Annotated in this window: 20 protein-coding genes; 4 read left to right on the top strand and 16 right to left on the bottom strand. The window is 68.4% G+C overall.

Annotated elements, in window-relative coordinates:
- Window positions 1–171 precede the first annotated feature (171 nt).
- Both cbiE and ACFWPX_RS21860 read right to left on the bottom strand, forming a co-directional pair.
- Window positions 172–1,446 carry a precorrin-6y C5,15-methyltransferase (decarboxylating) subunit CbiE gene (cbiE, locus tag ACFWPX_RS21855; RefSeq protein ID WP_378928884.1) on the bottom strand — a complete coding sequence of 425 codons (1,275 nt, stop codon included), beginning with the start codon at window positions 1,444–1,446 and terminating at the stop codon, window positions 172–174.
- Window positions 1,443–2,195, bottom strand: a complete 753-nt coding sequence (locus ACFWPX_RS21860) for an SDR family NAD(P)-dependent oxidoreductase (RefSeq protein WP_378928885.1) — start codon at window positions 2,193–2,195, stop codon at window positions 1,443–1,445. The genes cbiE and ACFWPX_RS21860 overlap by 4 nt, the downstream gene beginning before the upstream one ends.
- A gap of 119 nt (window positions 2,196–2,314) precedes the next feature.
- On the opposite strand from ACFWPX_RS21860, the gene ACFWPX_RS21865 reads away from it, so the two are divergent.
- On the top strand, window positions 2,315–2,713 hold the full coding sequence (locus ACFWPX_RS21865) for a PPOX class F420-dependent oxidoreductase (RefSeq protein WP_378928886.1): 399 nt from the start codon (window positions 2,315–2,317) through the stop codon (window positions 2,711–2,713).
- A 10-nt stretch (window positions 2,714–2,723) separates the two neighbouring features.
- On the opposite strand, the gene ACFWPX_RS21870 is transcribed toward ACFWPX_RS21865, so the two are convergent.
- Window positions 2,724–3,851, bottom strand: a complete 1,128-nt coding sequence (locus ACFWPX_RS21870; RefSeq protein ID WP_378928888.1) for a M24 family metallopeptidase — start codon at window positions 3,849–3,851, stop codon at window positions 2,724–2,726.
- Between the two features lie 97 nt (window positions 3,852–3,948).
- On the opposite strand from ACFWPX_RS21870, the gene ACFWPX_RS21875 reads away from it, so the two are divergent.
- Complete coding sequence (locus tag ACFWPX_RS21875) at window positions 3,949–4,923, top strand: 5'-3' exonuclease H3TH domain-containing protein (protein ID WP_378928889.1); 975 nt, start codon at window positions 3,949–3,951, stop codon at window positions 4,921–4,923.
- Between the two features lie 114 nt (window positions 4,924–5,037).
- Here the strand turns inward: ACFWPX_RS21875 and ACFWPX_RS21880 are convergent, their stop codons facing one another.
- The 7 genes from ACFWPX_RS21880 to ACFWPX_RS21910 form a co-directional block, all read right to left on the bottom strand.
- Entirely contained in the window at window positions 5,038–5,781 is a 744-nt protein-coding gene (locus ACFWPX_RS21880; RefSeq protein WP_378928890.1) for a DUF4333 domain-containing protein, read from the bottom strand.
- Between the two features lie 120 nt (window positions 5,782–5,901).
- Window positions 5,902–8,601, bottom strand: coding sequence for a DEAD/DEAH box helicase (locus tag ACFWPX_RS21885; protein ID WP_378919694.1), 2,700 nt, complete (start codon window positions 8,599–8,601; stop codon window positions 5,902–5,904).
- A gap of 3 nt (window positions 8,602–8,604) precedes the next feature.
- Entirely contained in the window at window positions 8,605–9,558 is a 954-nt protein-coding gene (gene tatC, locus ACFWPX_RS21890; RefSeq protein WP_378919692.1) for a twin-arginine translocase subunit TatC, read from the bottom strand.
- Window positions 9,559–9,655: 97 nt separating this feature from the next.
- On the bottom strand, window positions 9,656–9,928 hold the full coding sequence (gene tatA, locus ACFWPX_RS21895; protein ID WP_378928891.1) for a Sec-independent protein translocase subunit TatA: 273 nt from the start codon (window positions 9,926–9,928) through the stop codon (window positions 9,656–9,658).
- Between the two features lie 92 nt (window positions 9,929–10,020).
- A complete protein-coding gene (locus ACFWPX_RS21900) occupies window positions 10,021–11,049 on the bottom strand; it encodes a 2-dehydropantoate 2-reductase (protein ID WP_378928892.1) in 1,029 nt (342 codons plus the stop codon).
- Window positions 11,046–12,029, bottom strand: coding sequence for a helix-turn-helix transcriptional regulator (locus ACFWPX_RS21905; protein ID WP_378928893.1), 984 nt, complete (start codon window positions 12,027–12,029; stop codon window positions 11,046–11,048). Before ACFWPX_RS21905 ends, ACFWPX_RS21900 begins: the two co-directional genes overlap by 4 nt.
- Window positions 12,026–13,021 (bottom strand): helix-turn-helix transcriptional regulator, encoded by a 996-nt coding sequence (locus ACFWPX_RS21910; protein WP_378919684.1) that lies wholly within the window; start codon window positions 13,019–13,021, stop codon window positions 12,026–12,028. Before ACFWPX_RS21910 ends, ACFWPX_RS21905 begins: the two co-directional genes overlap by 4 nt.
- 97 nt (window positions 13,022–13,118) lie before the next feature.
- Here ACFWPX_RS21910 and ACFWPX_RS21915 point away from each other — a divergent pair, with 97 nt between their 5' ends.
- Window positions 13,119–13,424 carry an MTH1187 family thiamine-binding protein gene (locus ACFWPX_RS21915; protein WP_378919682.1) on the top strand — a complete coding sequence of 102 codons (306 nt, stop codon included), beginning with the start codon at window positions 13,119–13,121 and terminating at the stop codon, window positions 13,422–13,424.
- A 44-nt stretch (window positions 13,425–13,468) separates the two neighbouring features.
- Here the strand turns inward: ACFWPX_RS21915 and ACFWPX_RS21920 are convergent, their stop codons facing one another.
- Genes ACFWPX_RS21920 through ACFWPX_RS21940 form a run of 5 tightly spaced genes read right to left on the bottom strand, consistent with a single transcriptional unit; the run spans window position 13,469 to window position 18,514 of the window.
- The gene (locus tag ACFWPX_RS21920; protein ID WP_378928894.1) at window positions 13,469–13,924 is read right to left on the bottom strand and encodes a MaoC family dehydratase; all 456 of its coding nucleotides are present in this window, start codon (window positions 13,922–13,924) and stop codon (window positions 13,469–13,471) included.
- Entirely contained in the window at window positions 13,921–15,423 is a 1,503-nt protein-coding gene (locus ACFWPX_RS21925; protein WP_378928895.1) for a long-chain fatty acid--CoA ligase, read from the bottom strand. The genes ACFWPX_RS21920 and ACFWPX_RS21925 overlap by 4 nt, the downstream gene beginning before the upstream one ends.
- Window positions 15,420–16,577, bottom strand: coding sequence for an acyl-CoA dehydrogenase family protein (locus tag ACFWPX_RS21930; protein WP_378928896.1), 1,158 nt, complete (start codon window positions 16,575–16,577; stop codon window positions 15,420–15,422). Before ACFWPX_RS21930 ends, ACFWPX_RS21925 begins: the two co-directional genes overlap by 4 nt.
- 16 nt (window positions 16,578–16,593) lie before the next feature.
- The gene (gene fabG / locus ACFWPX_RS21935) at window positions 16,594–17,346 is read right to left on the bottom strand and encodes a 3-oxoacyl-ACP reductase FabG (protein ID WP_378928897.1); all 753 of its coding nucleotides are present in this window, start codon (window positions 17,344–17,346) and stop codon (window positions 16,594–16,596) included.
- 16 nt (window positions 17,347–17,362) lie between these two features.
- A complete protein-coding gene (locus tag ACFWPX_RS21940) occupies window positions 17,363–18,514 on the bottom strand; it encodes an acyl-CoA dehydrogenase family protein (protein WP_378919672.1) in 1,152 nt (383 codons plus the stop codon).
- Between the two features lie 128 nt (window positions 18,515–18,642).
- Between ACFWPX_RS21940 and ACFWPX_RS21945 the strand changes: the two genes are divergently transcribed.
- Window positions 18,643–19,278 (top strand): TetR/AcrR family transcriptional regulator, encoded by a 636-nt coding sequence (locus ACFWPX_RS21945; RefSeq protein WP_378928898.1) that lies wholly within the window; start codon window positions 18,643–18,645, stop codon window positions 19,276–19,278.
- Between the two features lie 93 nt (window positions 19,279–19,371).
- On the opposite strand, the gene pafA is transcribed toward ACFWPX_RS21945, so the two are convergent.
- Window positions 19,372–20,730: a Pup--protein ligase gene (gene pafA / locus ACFWPX_RS21950; RefSeq protein ID WP_194824832.1), complete on the bottom strand. Its 1,359-nt coding sequence runs from the start codon at window positions 20,728–20,730 to the stop codon at window positions 19,372–19,374.
- Window positions 20,731–20,791 lie beyond the last annotated feature (61 nt).

Consider the following 20,791-nt stretch of genomic DNA (forward strand, 5'->3'; position numbering starts at 1 on the left):
ACTTCATGTAACTCTCCATCGTGGAAAACGCACCGGGGGGATTACCCGGAACGGCAACGACCCTACCCCCGAGCCGAGGGTTCTACACGTTCGGTCCGAAACTTTTACGGCGCGCGGACCCAGCGACAACGGATTCATCGTGATCTGCGCGTGATCTGATCGTGATCGGGACTACGGGTCCGCGCTCCGTCGACCAGCGGGTTTTCGGACGATCCACTGGGCGACCGGCAAGTGCGGTCGCCAGGCCGTGAACCCGCCGAGCGGTTCACCTCGATAGATCTGAAATTTGCGCAGGGTGCCACCGAACCGGGCAGACCAGTCGAGCAGCAGCGCTTCCGATTCCGCGGTCACCGCGTTGGCGACGAGGCGGCCGCCGGGGCGCAGGCGCTGCCAGCACCGCTCGAACATGCCGTCCTGGGTGAGGCCGCCACCGAGAAATATGGCGTCGGGCGCCGTGATCGTTTCTTCGGCTAACTCTGAGCGCACCTCACCGCGGATCGTTATTCCCGGCACCCCGAGCGCACCGATATTGGTCGCGATTTGTTCGCGGCGGGCGGGCAGCCGTTCGAACGTCACGGCGCGGCACAGTGGATGAGTGCGACACCATTCGATGGCGATACTGCCCGAGCCGCCGCCGATATCCCACAGCATTTCCCCCGGTGTAGGGGCGAGAGCGGTGACGGTGAGGGCGCGGACCTCGGCTTTGGTGAGCTGGCCGTCGCCGGCGAAGGCGGTGTCGGCCAGGCCGGGCAGGCGGGTGTCGCGGCGGGTGCCCGGGTCGGCACGACAGTCGATGGCGACGATGTTGAGTGGGTCCCCAGGCGGGTGCGGCCAGGTAGCGGCGGGGCCGGTGCGCAGGTGTTCGGTGGGGCCGCCGAGTTGTTCGAGGACGGTCAGCGTCGAGGCACCGAACCCGTTGTCGCGCAGCAGTTCCGCGATCCGGCTCGGGGTCGTCTCGTCTTCGCTGAGGACGAGGATCCGACGGCTTTCGGACAATTCGGGCAGCACGGTGGGCAATGGCCGGGCAACCACGCTCACCACGGGGGTTTCGGCCAGTGGCCAACCGAGCCGGGCGCACGCCAGCGATGCCGAGGAGGGCTGCGGGAACACGCGCAGCGCCGCCGGGCCGAACCGGCGGGCCAGGGTGACGCCGATGCCGTAGAACATGGGATCGCCGCTGGCGAGGACGCCGACGCGTCGACCGGCATTGCGCGCGAACAGCTCCGCCAGTGCGGGCAGCAGCGGCGTCGGCCACGGTACGTGTTCGACCTCGCTCGCCGGAAGCAGTGCCAGCTGACGTCGGGAGCCGAACACGACGTCACACTCACCGATGGCTCGGCGGACGTTGTCCCCCAGGCCGGACCAGCCGTCGGCCCCGATTCCGGCCACCACGATCGGATGCCCGGTCCAGTCGGTACCGCTCGCCGCGGAATGCCCCTCGGTCACCGTGGCATCCGGCGCCAGACGGATTGCGGGAGCAGGCGCATCACGAAGAAGGCCAGGGCCAGCCGGCCCGGGATGGCGACTCGGGTGGCGCCCTTGCCGAGGCTGCGGACGACGGCGTCGGCGACCTGGCCGGGGGTGCTGGACATGGGCGCGGGTTCCATGCCGGTGGTCATGCGGCCGATCACGAAGCCCGAGCGCACCAGCAGCAGCTGCACGCCGGTGCCGTGCAGGGCGTCGCCGAGGCCGCTGGCGAAGCCGTCCAGGCCCGCTTTGGCCGAACCGTAGACATAGTTCGCCCGGCGCACGCGCACGCCCGCGATAGAGCTGAATACGACGATCTGGCCGGATTCCTGCGCGCGCATCAGGGTCGCCAGGGTCGTGAGGACACTGACCTGGGCGACATAGTCGGTGTGTACGACGGCGACCGCGTGCGCCGGGTCGTGTTCGGCACGGTCCTGATCGCCGAGCACACCGAAGGCGAGTACCGCGGTCGCGATGCCACCGTGCTCGGCGGCGAGCTTGTCCAGCAGGGGCGCGTGGGTGGCCGTCTCGTCGGCGTCGAATTCCACGGTGTGCACGGCGGTCGCGCCCGCCGCGCGCACCTGCTCGATCTCGGCGTCCAACGCGTCGGCACGGCGGGCGGCCAGGATCACCACCCGTCCGGGTGCCAGCCTGCACGCCACCTCGAGGCCGATCTCACTGCGCCCGCCCAGGACCAGCACCGGCCCATCGTTCTGCTGCATTCCCATGGCGCCAGTCTGTCATCCGGCCGAGGTGGCCGGTTCCGGCCCGCCTCGGTTCCGTACGGATGGCTCGCAGCCGAAACCCGCGCAGGTGTCAGCCGGTCGGCCCGGCTACCGTTTCCGGCATGCCGACCGCCACCACACAGCTCTCCCCCGCCGCCCTCGACTTCGTCACCGAGCGGCACCTGGCCACGCTCACCACGCTGCGCGCCGACGGCACCCCACACGTGGTCGCGGTGGGATTCACCTGGGACCCCGACAGCGGGATCGCCCGCGTGATCACCGATGGCGCGTCGGTGAAGGCGCGCAATGCCGGACGCGGTGGCTACGCGGCGGTGAGCCAGGTCGACGGGGCGCGCTGGCTCACCCTCGAAGGGCCTGCGACGGTGCTCGACGACAGCGCCGACGTCGCGGAGGCCGTCCGCCGCTACACCGAGCGATACCGGGTGCCCCGGGTGAATCCGACGCGGGTCGTCGTCGCGATTCAGGTGCGCCGGGTGCTCTCCTCGAGCACGCTGAAATAGCCTGCGCCGGTTACAGCACCGTCAGGCCGTGCGGCCGGTTGTTCATCGATTCCACGCCGCCCTCGGTGACGACCACGATGTCCTCGATCCGCGCACCCCACGCACCACGGAAGTAGATTCCCGGCTCGATGCTGAACGCCATACCCGGCGCGAGCACCAGGTCGTTGCCCGCCACGATGTAGGGCTCCTCGTGCACCGACAGGCCGATGCCGTGCCCGGTGCGGTGGATGAAGGCGTCGGCCAGACCCGCGTCGGCGAGCACAGCGCGAGCGGCGGCGTCGATGGACTCCGCGCTCACCCCGGGCCGCACCGCCGCGACCGCGGCGGCCTGGGCAGCCTCGAGGACCGCCATCCGTTCGACGATCTCCGGGCTCGGGGTGCCGAGCACGTAGGTGCGGGTCGAGTCTGAGTAGTAGCCGGGTTCGACAGGGCCACCGATATCGATGACGACCACGTCGCCCGCTTCGATGACACGATCGGACACCTCGTGGTGCGGGTCGGCACCGTGCGGGCCACTGCCGACGATGACGAACGCCGCCTCGGTATGGCCTTCCTCGACGATCGCGGCGGTGATATCGGCACTCACCTCGGCCTCGGTGCGGCCCGCACGGAGGAATTCGCCCATCCGTGCGTGCACGCGGTCGATGGCCGCGCCCGCTCGGCGCAGCGCGTCGATCTCGGCCTCGTCCTTGATCATTCGTGATTCGCGGAGCACCGGCGTCGCCGAGGCGGGCAGCCCGGTCGTCGATTCGGCGAGCGGGATCAGGTGCAGGGCGGGCATGGCGTCGGCGACCGCGATGCGGGAACCGGCGTGCAGGATCGATCGGACCAGCTGGTACGGGTCGACGCCGTCGACCCAGTCGAGCACCTGCAGGCCGAGTTCGCCCGCCGCGGAATCACCGAGGGAGGCCAGTTCGAGCTTCGGGATGACCACCGACGGCGTCGCTCCATCGGCCGGGATCACCAGGCAGGTGAGCCGCTCGAAGGATTCCGCGGCCGAACCGATCAGGTAGCGCAGATCGGGCCCTGGGGTGATCAGCAGGGCGTCCAGATGCGCCGCCCGCATCAACTCGACCGCCCGCTCCAGACGCTGACCGTAGACCTTCGCCGCGAACCTGGCATCCGTGTGCGCGCTCATAGGATCCGACGTTACCCGCCCCGCCCCGGCGGCAGCCACCGACGCCCATCGGCACGGCCACGGCCACGGTGTCGGTGGTTCGGGGCACAATCACCGGGTGACCGCTGACGAGAGCACCCGTGGACCCCTGCTGATCCTCGATGGCGCCAGCCTCTGGTTCCGCGCCTATTACGCCATCCCCGACAAGCTCAGGGGCGCGGACGGGCGCTCGGTGAACGCGGTGCGCGGCTTCACCGACATGGTGGCCTCGCTGGTCACCAAGCATCGCCCGAGCAGGCTCGTCGTCGGGCTCGACCTCGATTGGCGGCCACCGTTCCGGGTGGCGCTCGTGCCTTCGTACAAGGCGCACCGGCTCGACACCAGCACCAGTGCGGCGCCCGGCGCGGAGGAGGTGCCCGACACCCTCACCCCGCAGGTCGAGATGATCCTCGAGGTGCTGGCCGCGGCGGGCATCGCCACCGGCGGCGCGGACGGCCTCGAGGCCGACGATGTGCTCGGCACCCTCGCGAGCAGGGAACGCGCCGATCCGGTCGTCGTCGTCAGCGGTGACCGCGACCTGCTGCAGCTGGTGCGCGACGAGCCCGCCCCACCGGTCCGGGTGCTCTACGTCGGTCGCGGTCTGGCCAAGGCCGAACTGTTCGGCCCGGCGGAGCTCTCGGCGAAATACGGTGTCCCCGAACAGAATGCGGGACCCGCCTACGCCGACATGGCGACGCTGCGCGGCGACGCCTCCGACGGCCTGCCCGGCGTGGCGGGCATCGGCGACAAGTCCGCCGCCCAGCTGATCACGAAGTTCGGCTCGCTCGACGCTCTCATGGACGCCGTCGCCGATCCGGGTTCCGATATCGCCAAGGGTGTGCGCGCGAAACTCGTTGCCGCACAGGACTATCTGAAGGTCGCCGCACCGGTGGTGCGGGTCGTCCGCGATGCCGATGTCGTCTTGTCGCGTCCGGATGTCCTGCCCGCCACCCCGGCCGACCCCGACCGGCTGCTCGCGTTGGCCGCCGAGTACAACGCCGAGAGTCCGATCACCCGCCTGGTCACCGCGCTGACCGCGGCACACGCCGTCTGACCCGCCCTCGGCGAGTTCGCGGCAGGGAAACCGTCAGTCCGGATCTGCGACACCGGAAACGACACCGGGCCGCCCGCGAAGTCGCGGACGGCCCGGAAAACGTAGTGCGAGCGCCTAGTTGGGGCGGCCGACCTCGTAGGTGCCGTCTTCCTTGGTGATCTTGACGGTGACCTTCTTCGCCTCGCCGCTGACCTTCAGGTCGCAGGTGAAGGTCGCGTCGACCTCGACCGCTTGGCCGGAAGGGCAGCTGACATCGGAGACGTCGGCGATGCCGTAGGAGTCCTTCAGCACGCGCGAGACACCGTCCTGCACGGCCGCGTTGTCGAGTTCGTCCGAGGAGAGCACGACCAGGAGCAGACCGATGACCGCGGCGACCACGAGCACGCCCGCGGCGATGAGCCCGATGATCAGACCCTTGCTCTTACCGCCGGAGGACTGCTGCGGCTGCTGACCCCACTGCTGCTGCGGCGCGGCCTGCTGGCCCCACTGCTGCTGCGGCGCGGGCTGCTGGCCCCACTGCTGCTGCGCGTTGGCGGCCTGGTTGTTCCAGTCCTGCGGAGGCGGCTGGGTCTGACCCCACTGCTGCTGCGGACCTGTCGGTTGCTGCGGCGGCACGCCACCCTGCTGCGGCTGCTGACCCCACGGCTGCTGTGGCTGCTGTCCCCACTGCTGCTGCGGCTGCTGCTGGTTCGGGTCACCCCACTGCTGAGTGGGCTGGGCGCCCTGTTGCGGCGGCTGCTGCGCGCCACCCCAGTGCTGGGTGGGACCGGCGCCACCGGCCCCTTGCTGACCCCCCCAGTGCTGGGTGGGATCGTTGTTCCCCTCCCCGGGGTTGTTCGGTCCGTAAGGGCCGCTCATCCACTCGCCTCCACTCGCATCATTAGTCCATACGGTAGCCCCCCGCGCCGGGCCTGCCGCATTCGCACGACATCCGCCTCACGGTCGGTACGCGAAGAAATCAAATCACAGACGCCCCGACTACGCGGCGTCCACCGCGACGACACCCCGCCGTACGGCACGCACCGCCTTGGCCGCGGTGGAGGCGATCTCGGGGTCGTCGGCGGTGTTGTGGATCTGATCGAGCAGATCGATCACCTGCCTGCACCACCGCACGAAATCGCCCGCCGACATCGTGGTGCCCTGGTCGCCACTGGCCAGCAACGCCTCGGCCAACGCGTCACCGCGCGCCCATTTGTACACCCCGGTGACGAACCCCAGATCGGGTTCGCGGGTGGGCGGGAGTTTGTGCCGCACCTCGTCGGAGCGCAGGTCCGACCACACTTCGATGGTGGCCGCGACGGCCCGCCGGATCGGGTCGGTGGGCCCCGCCGGGGTCAGCAGTCCGGTTTCCTGGCGTGATTCGTAGACCAGCGTCGATACCACCGCGGCGAGCTCGGCCGGGCCGAGTCCGCGCCACAGACCCTGACGCAAGGCCTCGGCGACCACGAGATCGCTCTCGGCGTAGATCCGGGCCAGCCGCCTGCCGTCGGCGGTCACCTCACCGTGGGCGACGAACCCGCGTTCCTCGAGCAGCCCGACGATCCGATCGAAGGTGCGTGCCAGCGAATTCGTGGTCGCGGCAACCTTCTGGCGCATCGTCTCGGTCTCACGGGCGAGCCGCGAATACCGCTCGCCGGTACGGCTCAACTGCTCCCGATCGGGACGATCGTGCGCGGGATGGGAACGCAGACTGCGCCGCAGCGTCGAGAGTTGACGATCTTCGCCGCCCCGAACACGATCGTTGCGCTTGCCCCGGCGCGGAGCCGAGATTCCGGTGCCGCGCAACGCCGAGGCCAAGTCGCGGCGGATGCGCGCGGTCCGGTGATCGACCCGGCGCGGCAGATCCATCCGCCCGAGCGCTTCGGCGGGCTCCGGGAAATCGGCCGCGGACACCCGTCCGGCCCAGTGGTCCTCGGTGAGCACCAGTGGCCGCGGGTCGCCGGGTGTCTGGTCGGGTTCGAGGATCACCGCGAGCCCGGACCGTTTGCCCACCGGGATCGACACCACATCGCCACGACGCAAGCCGATCAGCGCTTTCACCGCGGCGCCGCGCCGGTCGGCGCGGCCCTGCTGCTGGATATCGCGCTCACGCTGCTTGATCCGGTCCCGCAGCGACAGGTACTCCATGAAATCGCCGTCGACACCGCCGAGCTGACTCTCCAGCTTGCGCAGCGCGCCCTCGTTGCGTTCGATGCCACGGACGAGCCCCACCACCGACCGGTCGGCCTGGAACTGGGCGAACGACCGTTCGAGGAGGGTTCGGGCCTCCTGGGCACCCATCCGGTCGATCAGGTTGATCGACATGTTGTAGCCGGGCCGGAACGAGCTGCGCAGCGGGTAGGTGCGGGTGGAGGCGAGGCCGGCCACCGCACTGGTGTCCACCTCGGGCTGCCACAGCACCACCGCGTGGCCCTCGACGTCGATGCCGCGCCTGCCCGCACGACCGGTGAGCTGGGTGTACTCGCCGGGAGTCAGCTCGGCGTGGGTTTCACCGTTGAACTTCACCAGGCGCTCGAGAACCACCGTGCGAGCGGGCATATTGATGCCGAGTGCCAGGGTTTCGGTGGCGAACACCGCGCGCACCAGACCCTTGACGAACAGGTCCTCGACGGTGTGCCGGAACGCGGGCAGCATGCCGGCGTGGTGGGATGCCAGGCCGCGGTGCAGCGCCTCGCGCCACTCCCAGTAGCCGAGCACCTCCAGATCGCCCTTGGGAAGGTCGCCGGTGTGCTTCTCGATGATCTCGTCGATCTGCGCGGCCTCGCCGGGACGACTCAGATCGAGGCGGGCGCGCAGGCACTGAGCCAGCGCGCCGTCGCAGCCCGCGCGGCTGAAGATGAACGTGATCGCGGGCAGCAGGTTTTCCTCGTCGAGGCGCGCGAGGACGTCCGGTCGCGGCAGCGGACGGAAGTTGCCACCGCGACCGCCTCGCCCGCGCGGACCGCCGTAGCCGTTCATCCGGTCGGCGCTCTCGCGCTGGCGGATGAACCGTACGAGGTCTTCGTCGACCACGACCTTGCGATCGCTGGACTTGGTGTCGAACAGGTCGAACATCCGCCGACCGACCATCACGTGCTGCCACAGCGGCACCGGTCTGGTCTCGTCGACCACCACCGCGGTGTCGCCGCGCACGGTTTCCATCCACGCGCCGAACTCCTCGGCGTTGGACACCGTCGCCGACAGGCTCACCAGGCGCACGTCCGGCGGCAGGTGCAGGATCACTTCCTCCCACACCGCACCGCGGAATCGGTCGGCCAGGTAGTGCACCTCGTCCATCACGACGTAGGACAGGCCGTGCAGCGAGTCCGAGGACGCGTAGAGCATGTTGCGCAGTACCTCGGTGGTCATCACGACCACCGGCGCGCCGGGGTTGATCGACTGGTCACCGGTGAGCAGGCCGACACTGTCGCGCCCGTATCGGGCGGTCAGGTCGGCGAACTTCTGATTCGACAGCGCCTTGATCGGCGTGGTGTAGAAGCACTTGCCGCCCGAGGCCAGCGCCATGTGCACGGCGAACTCACCGACGATCGTCTTGCCCGCACCGGTGGGGGCACACACGAGCACGCTGTGCCCGTCTTCCAACGCCGCGCACGCGGTGCTCTGGAAGGGGTCCAGATCGAAGGAGATTTCACCGGCGAATTTCGCCAGTTCGCTGGGCAGCCCCGGAGTGTCGGTCACCCCTCAGAGCGTATCGGAGTAGTCCGACACCGGGCGCGCGGTTTTCTCCGGCTCACGCACGGGATCGGCGGAGGCCACCGGTTCGGGAGTCTCCAGCGGTGAGGCCTGTTCGTCGTCGAGCGTGCCCCAGCCCTCCTTCGCCTCCCGGCGGGCCTTGCGAGCGTCGCTGAACCGCGAGAACTGGACCGCGAGCTCGAACAGCACGGTCAGCGCGATCGCCAGCGCGAGCATGGAGAACGGGTCCTGCGGTGTGACGATCGCCGCGAAGACGAACAGGCCGAAGATCATCCCGCGCCGCCACGCCTTGAGCTTGGCGTAGGGCAGTACCCCGACCAGATTCAGTCCGATGATGATCAACGGAGTCTCGAAACTGACGCCGAAGATGATCAGCAACTGGATGATGAAACCGAAGTACTGGTTACCGCTGAGCGCGGTGATCTGGACGTTGTCGCCGATGGTCATCAGGAACGACAACGCGTGCGACACCACCACATAGGCCAGGACAGCGCCCGTCACGAACAGCACCGAGCCCGTCACCACGAACCCGACCGCGAGCTTGCGTTCCTTCGCGTACAGCCCCGGGGTGATGAACGCCCACAGCTGATACAGCCAGAACGGCGTCGCGATCACCACACCGGCGGTGAACCCGACCTTCAACCGCAGCATGAACTGGTCGAAGGGTCCGGTAGCGAGCAATCGGCAGGCGCCGTCAGGAGTCAGGGTGGCCCGCGCCGATTCGGGCAGCGCGCAGTAGGGGCCGCGCAAGATCTCGCCGAGGCTCTCGAGCCCGAAGAGGGTGTGGGCATACCAGTAGAAGCCGATCAGCGTGGTCACCGCGATCGCGGCCAGCGCCAGCAACAGCCGGGTGCGCAATTCCTGCAGGTGCTCGACCAACGACATGGTGCCGTCGGGATTCGTCCTGCGCTTGGTGCGCCGGGGATCGAACGGGATGCGCATAGTGGGTGGTGGCCTCTAACCCTCGGTTCGGCGGATGCTCGACTACACAGCACTTCGCCCCGGAGCGGTCACTACCGCCCCGGGGTGATGGCCGAGGTCAGAGGGTTTTGTGGCCCTGCTGCGGTTCGACGATCGGGGTCTGCGCCGGTGTCGCGGACGCGGACAACTGCTGCTGCGGCGCGGGGGTGGTCGTGCCGGCCTGCGGTGCGTCGGAAGTCGTCGACTCCGCCTGCATCTGGCCGACCTCGCTCTTGAAGATGCGCAGCGAGCGGCCGAGGCCGCGTGCCGCGTCGGGAAGCCGCTTCGCGCCGAAGAGCAGAACGAACAGCAACGCGATGATCAGCAGGTGCGTCCAGCTGAACGTGCCCATTATCAGATACCTCCAAAGACTGTGGTGATTACCGATGCTACCTGGGTTCGGACCGCGATGAACGCCCAGCCGCAGCGGTGTTCGCCACGCGTTCAATCCGTGACGGCGGCCGCCGCCCCGGTCAGCTCGGCGAACAACCGGCTTCCGGTGAATCGCGTGGCGTCGCCGGACTCGGCGATCCGGATCAGCTCCGTCAGCCGCCGGTTGACCGGCGTCGGGTGCCCCACCATCTCGCCAAGGCGCACTATTTCCCCACACAACCACGCGATTTCGGTGCGTCGGCCGAGCGCGAGGTCATCGGCCATCGACGAGCGCGCGATCGGATCGATGGCGAGCACCCGGCCGAACACCCGCCGGAAGACCGCGTCGGGAACACGCAGCAAATGCACCATCAACTCGGGCGGAACGGGGGTGAGCTGCGCGGGGCGAATTCGCGCAGTGTTCATCACGGCGAGGGCTTCGGACTGGGTCAGCGCGAGGCAGCGGCGGTAGTCGCGCTCGGCGAGCTCCTCGCGCAGCGGCCTGCCCGACAGTGCGTTGATCGGGTTGTTCAGATTGAGCAGGAGTTTGGCCCATTGCACCGGACGCAGGTCGCGGTGACGGCGCAGCGGCAGGCCCGCCGCGCGGAAACGGTCGGCGAAGCGGTCGACGACCGGATCGTCCTGGATCGCGACGTCGCCGTCACTGGCACGGTGGAAACACCCCCGGCCGCGATGCACCACGTTGAACATCACCATCCCGGGCAGGGCGATGCTGGTCGGCAGGATCTCTCTGATCACGCTGGCGTTGCCGATGCCGTTCTGCAGGCTCACGACCGGCGTGCCGGGGCGTAATCGGCCCGCGACGGCACGGACCGCGGCGGCGGTGCCTGCGGATTTCACGGTCACCAGGACCAGGTCGGCCAGTTCGGGCTCGTCGGGTTCGAGCGCGAGGCCGAACCGGTCGGGCGGTACCTCGGTCGAGCCGCCGTCCAGATCGGTCAGGCGCAGGCCGTGCTCGGCGATGTCGTCGAGGATGCGCTGTCGGCCGACGAAGATCACTTCCATGCCAGCGGCGGCCAGGTGACCGCCGATGAAGACTCCGACGCTGCCCGCGCCGAGCACAAGTACTCGCTGACTCACGCGGGCTCGGTCTCCCCCACCAGTCCGGCGGCCGCATAGGCGGCCAGGGCGGCGTCGGCGCGCATGCGCACGGCCACCACCAGTTCCGACGGCCCGAGCACGGTGACGCCGGTGCCGAAGCCGAGCAGCAACCGGGCCATCCAGTCCGGCGAGGCGAAGCGCATGCCTGCCTCGATGCTCCCGTCGGCGCGTGATTCGATCCGGTGCATGGGGTACTGGTCGAGCACCCACGCGTAGTCGGCGCGGATCCGCAGCCGGGCCAGCGGCACGGCCGGGTCGTCCTGGAACAGGTCGAGCGCGGCCGCGTCGTTGGCGGCGTGGCTGGGTGGGTGCGCCGGTTCGTCGAGTTCGGTGGCGTCCTCGATCCGATCGAACCGGAACAGGCGAACACCTTCGGCCTGCCTGCACCAGGCCTGCAGGTAGCTGTTGTTGTCGACCAGCACCACCCGGATCGGGTCGACGATGCGTTCGGACACCTCGTCTCGGCTGGCCGAGTAATAGACCAGGCGCAGGGCCCGCGCGTCGGCGAGCGCGGCGCGCACGGTCGCGACCACCGGCTTTTCGACGGGGACCTCGACCGGTTTGCCGGTGACGACCGCATCGGTGCTCGCGATCGCCGATTCGATCTTGGCGATGGCGGCGTGCGCGGCGGTCGGGTCGACCATGCCCGGCATTTCCACGATCGAGCGCAGTGCCACCAGCAGTGCGGTGGCCTCGGTGGAGGTCAGCCGCAGCGGACGCTCGATGCCGGCCGAGAAGGTGACCTCGATGCTCTCCTCGGAGAACGACAGGTCGATCAGATCGCCGGGACCGTAGCCGGGCAACCCGCACATCCACAGCTGATTGAGGTCGCTCATCAGCTGTTTGGTGGTCACACCCAGTTCGGCGGCGGCCTCGGCCGCGCTGATGCCGGGGTGCGCGAGCAGGTACGGCACCATGTTCAGCAGGCGCGAAAGGCGTAGGGACAGACGCGAACTCACGACGTGACCTCCGTGTGGTCGAGTACCGACCGTAGCCGGTTCATCACGTCGGCGCGCAGTTCCGGTGGTTGGAGAACGAGGACATCGGGGCCGAGGCCGGTGATCAGCCGGGCCACCCAGTCCCTGGACCGGACCGGCACCTCGAGCACCGAGCCGGGACGACCGCCCAGATCCCGGGTATCGATTTCGGTGCCGATACGGCGCAATTCGCGTCCACGGCCCTTGGCAACCCACACGGTGGCCGACCCGGTGACGGGCGCATCGCCGGTGACCCGGTCGACGATCGCGCGCAGGTCGGTGTGCGCGGGCTTGTGCACCGCGTCGACCGGACCGTACGGCCGCACCTGGCCACCGATCCGCGACAGCCGGAAGGTGCGAACGGCGTCACGTTCGCGGTCGTGCCCGACGAGATACCAGCGCCCGTGCCGGGTCACCACACCCCACGGTTCGACATCGCGGGTCACGAACGGATCGGTGACGGCGCTGTGGTGTCCGAAACGCACCGCCTGACCCGCGTCGATCGCAGCGAGGAGTTCCCGCAGCACCGGTTCCGAGCCGCGGGTGCGGGCCGGCACCGCGGGCACCGAAACCCCGACGTTGTCGGTCTCGACGGTGACCCCGGCCGCGCGCAGCTTCAACAGCGCGCCCTCGGCGGCGCCCGCCAATTCCGGTGAGGCCCACATCTGCACCGCGACGGCGACCGCCGCGGCTTCCTCGCTCGACAGGTCGATATCGGGCAGCTCGTAGGCGTCCCGGTTGATCCGGTACCCCTCGAGTGTCGAGAACCGTCCCACCGGACCGACTTCCAGGGGAATGCCCAAGTCGCGCAATTCGTTCTTGTCGCGCTCGAACATCCGGCTGAACGCCTCGTCGGTCGCGGAGTCCTCGTAACCTGCCACGCTGGCGCGAATACGTTCCGCACTCAGGAACTGCCTGGTCGACAGCAGCGCGATGACCAGATTCATCAGCCGCTCGACCTTGGATATCGCCACTCGATAGAGGGTAATGGTCGCGTCCACTCCCCCGCGCGTCGGCGCACAGTTGGGCCCGGGCCCAGCGACCATGAGACCACCCACCGAAAGGACCACGATGCTCGTCGCCTTCTCCGTCGCTCCCAGCGGTTCCGCCCACCACGACGGCTCGGTAGGCGAAGCGGTCGCCGCTGCCGTCCGCGTGGTCCGCGCTTCGGGTCTCCCGCACCGCACTGACGCGATGTTCACCACGATCGAGGGCGAATGGGACGAGGTGATGGCCGTGATCAAGGCAGCCACCGACGCCATCCTCGTCAGCGCGCCCCGCTGCAGCCTCGTTCTCAAGGCCGATATCCGCCCCGGGGTCACCGACGCGCTGCACAGCAAGGTCGAAACCGTCGAACGCTACCTCGCCGACGGTTAGATCCTAGGCCCCGATCACCGAGCAGAACGGGCGCCGTCGTCGGTTCAGAAAAGGCAGCGAGCGATCGAGTCGGCTACGCAGGCCGGGCGGTCGGCGTTTTCCAGTTCGACGATGACATGGCGGTGGATCTGGAAGCCGCCGGGGACTTCGGTGACTTCGGTGAGGGTGAGGTGGGCGCGGATGCGGCTGTCGACGGGGACCGGGGTGAGGAAGCGGACTCGGTCGAGGCCGTAGTTGATGCCTGCCTTCGCGGCGCTGACGGTCATGATCTGCTGGGTCATGGGCACGATCAGCGACAGGGTGAGGAAGCCGTGGGCGATGGTGGTGCCGTAGGGGCCCGCGGCGGCGCGTTCGGCGTCGACGTGGATCCACTGGTGGTCGTCGGTGGCTTCGGCGAACAGGTCGATGCGGCGCTGGTCGACGGTGACCCAGTCGCTGGGGCCGAGTTCGGTTCCGACCGCGGCACGCACCGCGTCGAAATCAGCGAAGTCCGTGGTCATGCCGCTCCTCCGAAATGTTGGCGCAGTTCGCGTTTGAGAACCTTGTGGGTGGGCCCGAGTGGTAGCTCGGTGACGAATTCGACCCGGCGCGGGTACTTGTACTTCGCGACCCGCAGCTTGGCGAAGTCGATCACTTCCTGCTCGGTCAGCGCGCCGTCCGGCACCACGACCGCCATGATCTCCTCACCGTAACGCGCATCGGGCACGCCGATCACCGCGACCTGCGCGATCTTCGGGTGGCGCATCAGGGCCGCTTCGACCTCGGTCGGATAGACGTTGAAGCCGCCGCGCAGGATCATCTCCTTGATCCGGTCGACGATGCGCACCCGGCCCGTCTTGTCGCGGGTACCGAGGTCGCCGGTCCGGAACCAGCCGTCGACCACGGCCGCGGCGGTCGCCTCCGGTCTGCCGGTGTAGCCGCCGAACACGTTGTGCCCGCGCACCACCACCTCCCCGACATCGCCGACGGGCAGCATGTCGATGCGATCGGTGATGGCGGGATCGGCGATCTCCACGTCGACTCCCCACACCGGATGCCCCACGGTGCCCGCTTCGGTGCCGAAGCACGGCTGGTTCACCGCGGCGGTCGGTGAGGTCTCCGACAGGCCGTATCCCTCGAGCACCGGCGCGTGGAAGACCCGTTCGAATTCCTCGAGCACGGCAACCTGCAGTGCGGCGCCACCGCTGATGCACAGCTTCAGCGCAGGCAATTCCGGTGCCGACGCCGCCGCCTCGATCAACGACAGATACATGGTCGGTACACCGTGGAACAGGTTGACCCGCTCGGCCGCCATCAGCGAAACCGCCGCGGCCGCATCGAATCTCGGCATCAGCACCAGCGTGGCGCCGATCCGCCACTGCGAATTCATCGACACCGTCTGCCCGAACACGTGGAACAGCGGTAGCGCGCCGAGGGCGATGTCGTCGCGGTGGATCTCGTTGGCGTCGAAGGTGTTCACCGTCGCGCACATCACCATGTTGAGATGGCTGAGTTCGGCGCCCTTGGGTGTGCCGGTGGTGCCGCTGGTGTAGAAAACGACGGCGGTATCGAGGGGCCCACGCGAAACGAAGTTCGAGATCGCCTCGCCGACAAGCTCTTCGGGTGCGACGACATCGATGCCCGCGTTACTCGCGGCCTCGGTACCCGTCGCCGCGACCATCGGATGACAGATCAGCAGCGACGCACCGCTGTCGCGCAGCACGTACTCCATTTCCGGCGCGGTGAGCAGCAGGTGGACGGGCACCACCGTCGCGCCCGCGGCCAGGATGGCGAAGTAGGCACGCGGGAAGTCGGCGGTGTTCGGGCACAGCAGCCCCACCCGGTCACCGGGTTGCACGCCACGCGCGATCAGGGCACCCGCTTGTTCGCGGGCTTGGCGCCACAGATCGGCGAAGGTGATGCGAGTGTCGCCTTCGATCAGCGCGAGGTGGTTCGGTCGGCGGCGGGCGGGTTCGGCGAGAATGCTCGCCAGCGAGAGAGTGGCGTTCGTGGTGTTCACAAGCCCATGTCCTTGGCGATGATCATCTTCATTACCTCGCTGGTGCCGCCGTAGATCCGGTTGACCCGGTTGTCGGCGTACAGGCGGGCCACCGGGTACTCGTTGATGTAGCCGTAGCCGCCGTGCAACTGCAGGCAGCGGTCGATCACCCGCGAGGCCACCTCGGAGCAGAACAGTTTGGCCGAGGCGGCGTCGGCGGCGGTGAGCTCGTCGCGGTCGAGTGCCTCCAGGGCCCGGTCGACGACCGCCTCGGCTGCGTCGACCTCGGCCTGACAGGCGGCCAGTTCGAACTTGGTGTTCTGGAACTGCGCGACGGGCTGACCGAAAACGGTACGGCCCCTGGTGTATTCGAGGGTGAACCGGATCGCCGCCTTGGCCTGGGCGTAGGCACCGAGCGCGATCGAGAGCCGTTCCTGTGGCAGATTCTGGCCCAGGTAACCGAAACCCTTGTCGGCCTCGCCCAGTAGGTCCGAGACCGGAACCCGCACGTCGGTGAAGGACAGCTCGGCGGTGTCGGACACCTTCAGACCCAGCTTGTCCAGCTTGCGTCCCACCGCGTATCCGGGCGACTTCGTATCGACGACGAGCAGCGAGATCCCGTGGCGGCGATCGGTGTCCGACGCCGGGGCGGTCCGCGCGCACACGATCACCCGGTCGGCATGCACGCCACCGGTGATGAAGGTCTTGGAACCGTTGAGCACATAGTGCGTGCCATCGTCGGAAAGCTGTGCGGTGGTTCGCATTCCGGCGAGGTCGGAGCCGGTGCCGGGCTCGGTCATCGCGATCGCGAACATGATCTCGCCCGTGACGAAACCCGGCAGCCAGCGCTGCTTCTGCTCGTCGGTCGCGAGATTCTTCAGATACGGCAGACACAGGCCGACGTGCACGCCCGAACCACCGAAAGACACACCGGCGCGGGTGGTTTCCTCCAGCAGGATCGCCTGGAACTTGAACGATTCGATCCCGGCGCCACCGTATTCCTCCGGCACCTCGATCCCGAACACCCCGAGGTCGGCCAGCCGGCCGTAGAACTCGCGAGGCACGATGCCCGCCTCGTACCACTGGTCGAAGACCGGCGAGACCTGCGATTCGATGAACGCGCGCGCGGTCTTGCGGAACGCCTCGTGCTCCTCGTTGAAAACTGCTCTCTGCATGATGGTTCTCCGAAATCTAGAGACGGCGTCCGCCGTCGACATACACGGTCTGTCCGGTGACGAACCCGGCATCGTCGGAAGCGAGGAACGCGACCACGTTCGCGATATCGGCAGGCACGCCGACCCGTCGCAGCGGGGTGATCCCGGCGGTCTTGGCCTGCAACTCCTCAGCACTAACGCCCATCCGCGCCGCGGTGGCCGCGGTCATCTCGGTGGCGATGAAGCCGGGAGCGACGGCGTTGACGCGAATCCCGAACGGGCCGAGTTCCATTGCCAGAGTGCGGGTCAGACCCTGGATGCCGGCTTTCGCCGCCGCGTAGTTGGCCTGGCCACGGTTGCCCAGCGCCGAGACACTCGAGGTGTTGACGATGGCGCCGCCACCGTTGTCGACCATGTGCTTCTGCGCGGCCTTGCTGCACAGGAACGCACCGCGCAGGTGCACTGCCATGACTGTGTCCCAGTCGTCGACCGACATCTTGAACAGCAGGTTGTCGCGCAGCACCCCCGCGTTGTTCACGAGCACGTCGAGCGAGCCGAGTTCGGCCACGGTGCGCGCCACCGCGTCGTTCACCTGCGCCTCGTCGGCGACGTCGCAGCCGAGGCCGATCGCGGTACCGCCCGCCGCGTTGATCTTCCCGGCGGCCAGTACCGCGGCGTCGGCGTCGAGATCGACGACGGCCAGGGTGAAGCCGTCTCGAGCCAAGCGGGCCGCGGTCGCCGCACCGATGCCGCGGGCCGCACCGGTGACGAAGGCAGTTCTGTGGGTCATGGGTCGTACTCCTGTGTCAGACAATGGCGTTCACGCCGGTGAGCGCGCGCCCGATGAGCAGTTTCTGGATCTGGGTGGTGCCCTCGTAGAGGGTCAGCACGCGGGCGTCGCGCAGATACTTGGCGACGGGGAATTCGTCGATGTAGCCGTAGCCGCCGAACACCTGGATCGCGTTGTTGGCAGCGGAGACCGCGGCTTCGGAGGCGAACAGCTTCGCCATCGACGCCGCGGTACCGAAGGGTTCCCCCCGGTCGGCGAGATCGGCGGCGCGCCAAGCGAGTAGGCGTGCGGCGTCGGTCGCGACGGCGATATCGGACAGCAGTTCCTGGACCAGCTGGTAGCCGGCGATCGGCTTGCCGAACTGCGCACGCTCACCGGCGTAGCGCACGGCGGCCTCGAGGCAGGCGCGGGCCACACCGACGCACCCGGACGCGACCCCGATGCGACCCTTGTCGAGCGCCGACATCGCGATCCGGAAGCCTTGGCCCTCCTCGCCGAGTCGCAGCGCGTCGGGCACCCGAACCCCGTCGAGGACGAGTTCGGCGGTGGCCTGGCCGCGCAGGCCGAGCTTGCCCTTGATCTCGGTCCGGCCGAAACCCGGTGCGTCCGTGGGCACTACGAACGCGGTGACCCCCTTGGGCCCCGGTCCGCCGGTCCGCGCGAACACCAGCGCGTGATCGGCCCAGGTGCCGTTGGTGATGAAGATCTTGGTGCCGGAGAGGACCCAGTCCGACCCGTCGCGGGTCGCGCGGGTGTCCAGGTTCGCGGCATCGGAGCCGGTGCCGGGTTCGGTCAGCGCGAAACAGCCGAGCAGCGAACCGGCACAGATCCCGGGCAGGAACCGGTGCTTCTGCTCCTCGGTGCCGTACGCGGCGATCGACTTGCCGAACAATCCGAGCGAGACCGACACGATGCCGCGCACCGCGCTGTCGCCGCGCCCGAGCTCCTCGAGCAGCAGGCAGTAGTCGAAGGTGTCGCCGCCGGAGCCGCCGTATTCCTCGGCGATCCCGATGCCGAGGAAGCCCAGCGCGCCGAGTTTGCCGACGATCGCCGGGTCCACCGATTCGTCGCGATCCCACTGTGCGGCATAAGGCACGACTTCCTTGTCCACCCACGTGCGGGCGAGTTCGCGCAGGTCGGACTGCGCGGGGGTGAGCTGGAAATCCACGGAACCACTCCTGAACCAAACGGCGTTAGGTTTACTCGGGCACCGTATCCTAACGCTGTTCGGTTAATCAAGGGTCATTTCGGCATCGGTGATACCGTTCGATTCCCCGACGAGAGATGGAGGGCCGCATGGCGAGGCCGCGCGTACCGCTGTTGAGCCGCGAGCGAATTCGCGACGCCGCGCTGGTGCTCATCGACCGCGACGGGCTCGCCGAGGTCTCCATGCGCAAACTGGGCGCCGAACTCGGCGTGCAGGCCGCCTCGCTCTACGGCCACTACCCCAACAAGGACGACCTCTTCGACGACATCGCCACCGGCATCATGAGCCTCGTCGACACCTCGGCCTTCGACACCGTGAGCTGGGATCGAGCACTCGCGGACTGGGCGCGCAGCTACCGCACAGCACTGGCTTCGCACCCGAATTTCGTGCCCTACCTGGCAACGGGTCCCGGCCGCCGAGCCGAGAACCTTCGCGCCGCCGACGCCGTGCACGGCGGCCTGGTCGGCGCGGGCTGGCCACCGCGCTACGCCACCATGATCGGTGCGGCCACGCGCTACCTTGTCATGGGTTCGACAGTGGGCTCCTTCGCCGGGGGCTTCGCCGACGATGTGCAGGTCTACCGCGACCGGTACCCGCACCTGAACCAGGCCCATCTGCTGCGCGCGATCGCCGACGAAATCGATGACGACAGTTTCGAATTGGCGCTCACCGCGTTCATCGCCGGCCTGACCGCCACCTACGCGACGGTCGTCACCGCGGACTGAGCGGCCCTGCACACGACGAAACCGGTGGCGCCTACGCAATCGCTCCCATGCGCCACCGGTTCCGTCGTCGGTCCCCCCGTCTGAGGGGTTCGCCTACATCGAGGCGATCAGCCGGTCGACGCGCTCGTCGACCGATCGGAACGGATCCTTGCACAGCACCGTGCGCTGCGCCTGATCGTTCAGCTTGAGGTGCACCCAGTCGACGGTGAAATCGCGGCCCGCTTCCTGCGCGGCGGTGATGAAGTCACCGCGCAGCTTGGCCCGGGTGGTCTGCGGCGGGGTGTCCACCGCGGCGTCGACGGCGTCGTCCTCGGTGATCCGCTTGGCCAGACCCTTGCGCTGGAGCAGGTCGAAGACACCGCGACCACGCTTGATGTCGTGGTAGGCCAGATCCAGCTGGGCGATCTTGGGATCCGACATCTCCATGCTGTAGCGGTCCTGGTAGCGCTGGAACAGCTTGCGCTTGATCACCCAGTCGATCTCGGTGTCGACCTTGGCGAAGTCCTGCGCCTCGACCGCGTCGAGGGTGCGACCCCACAGATCCACCACCGCGTCGACCTGCGGATCGCGGTCGCGGTTGCGCAGGTGCTCCACCGCGCGGGCGTAGTACTCGCGCTGGATCTCGAGCGCACTGGCCTGACGTCCGCCGGCCAGGCGCACGGGACGACGACCGGTGAGATCGTGGCTGACCTCGCGAATGGCCCGTATCGGGTTGTCGAGGGCGAAATCGCGGAACGACACCCCCGCCTCGATCATCTCCAGCACCAGCGACGCCGTCCCCACCTTGAGCATGGTGGTCGGCTCGGCCATATTGGAGTCACCGACGATCACGTGCAGGCGCCGGTACTTCTCGGCGTCGGCATGCGGTTCGTCGCGGGTGTTGATGATCGGGCGCGAGCGGGTGGTCGCCGAGGAGACGCCCTCCCAGATGTGCTCGGCGCGCTGCGACAGGCAGAACGTGGCGGCCTTCGGCGTCTGCAGCACCTTGCCCGCACCACAGATGAGCTGGCGGGTGACCAGGAACGGGAGCAGCACATCGGAGATCCGGGAGAACTCGCCTGCCCGGACCACGAGGAAGTTCTCGTGGCAGCCGTAGGAGTTGCCCGCGGAGTCGGTGTTGTTCTTGAACAGGTAGATGTCGCCGCCGATACCTTCTTCGGCGAGGCGCTGTTCGGCGTCTATGAGCAGGTCTTCCAATACCCGCTCGCCCGCCCGGTCGTGGGTGACCAACTGCACCAGGCTGTCGCATTCGGCGGTGGCGTACTCGGGATGCGATCCGACGTCGAGGTACAACCTGGCACCGTTGCGAAGGAAGACATTGGAGCTACGGCCCCAGGACACCACCCGGCGGAACAAGTACCGGGCTACCTCGTCGGGGGACAGCCGACGGTGACCGTGGAAGGTGCATGTCACACCGAACTCGGTCTCGATCCCCATGATTCGTCGCTGCACACTATCGACACTACAGCCATGACCAGTGCCCGCGCGGCGCTCCTGACATCCCATTCGCATA

The sequence above is a fragment of the Nocardia sp. NPDC058518 genome (genome assembly GCF_042719655.1).
GTDB lineage: Bacteria > Actinomycetota > Actinomycetes > Mycobacteriales > Mycobacteriaceae > Nocardia.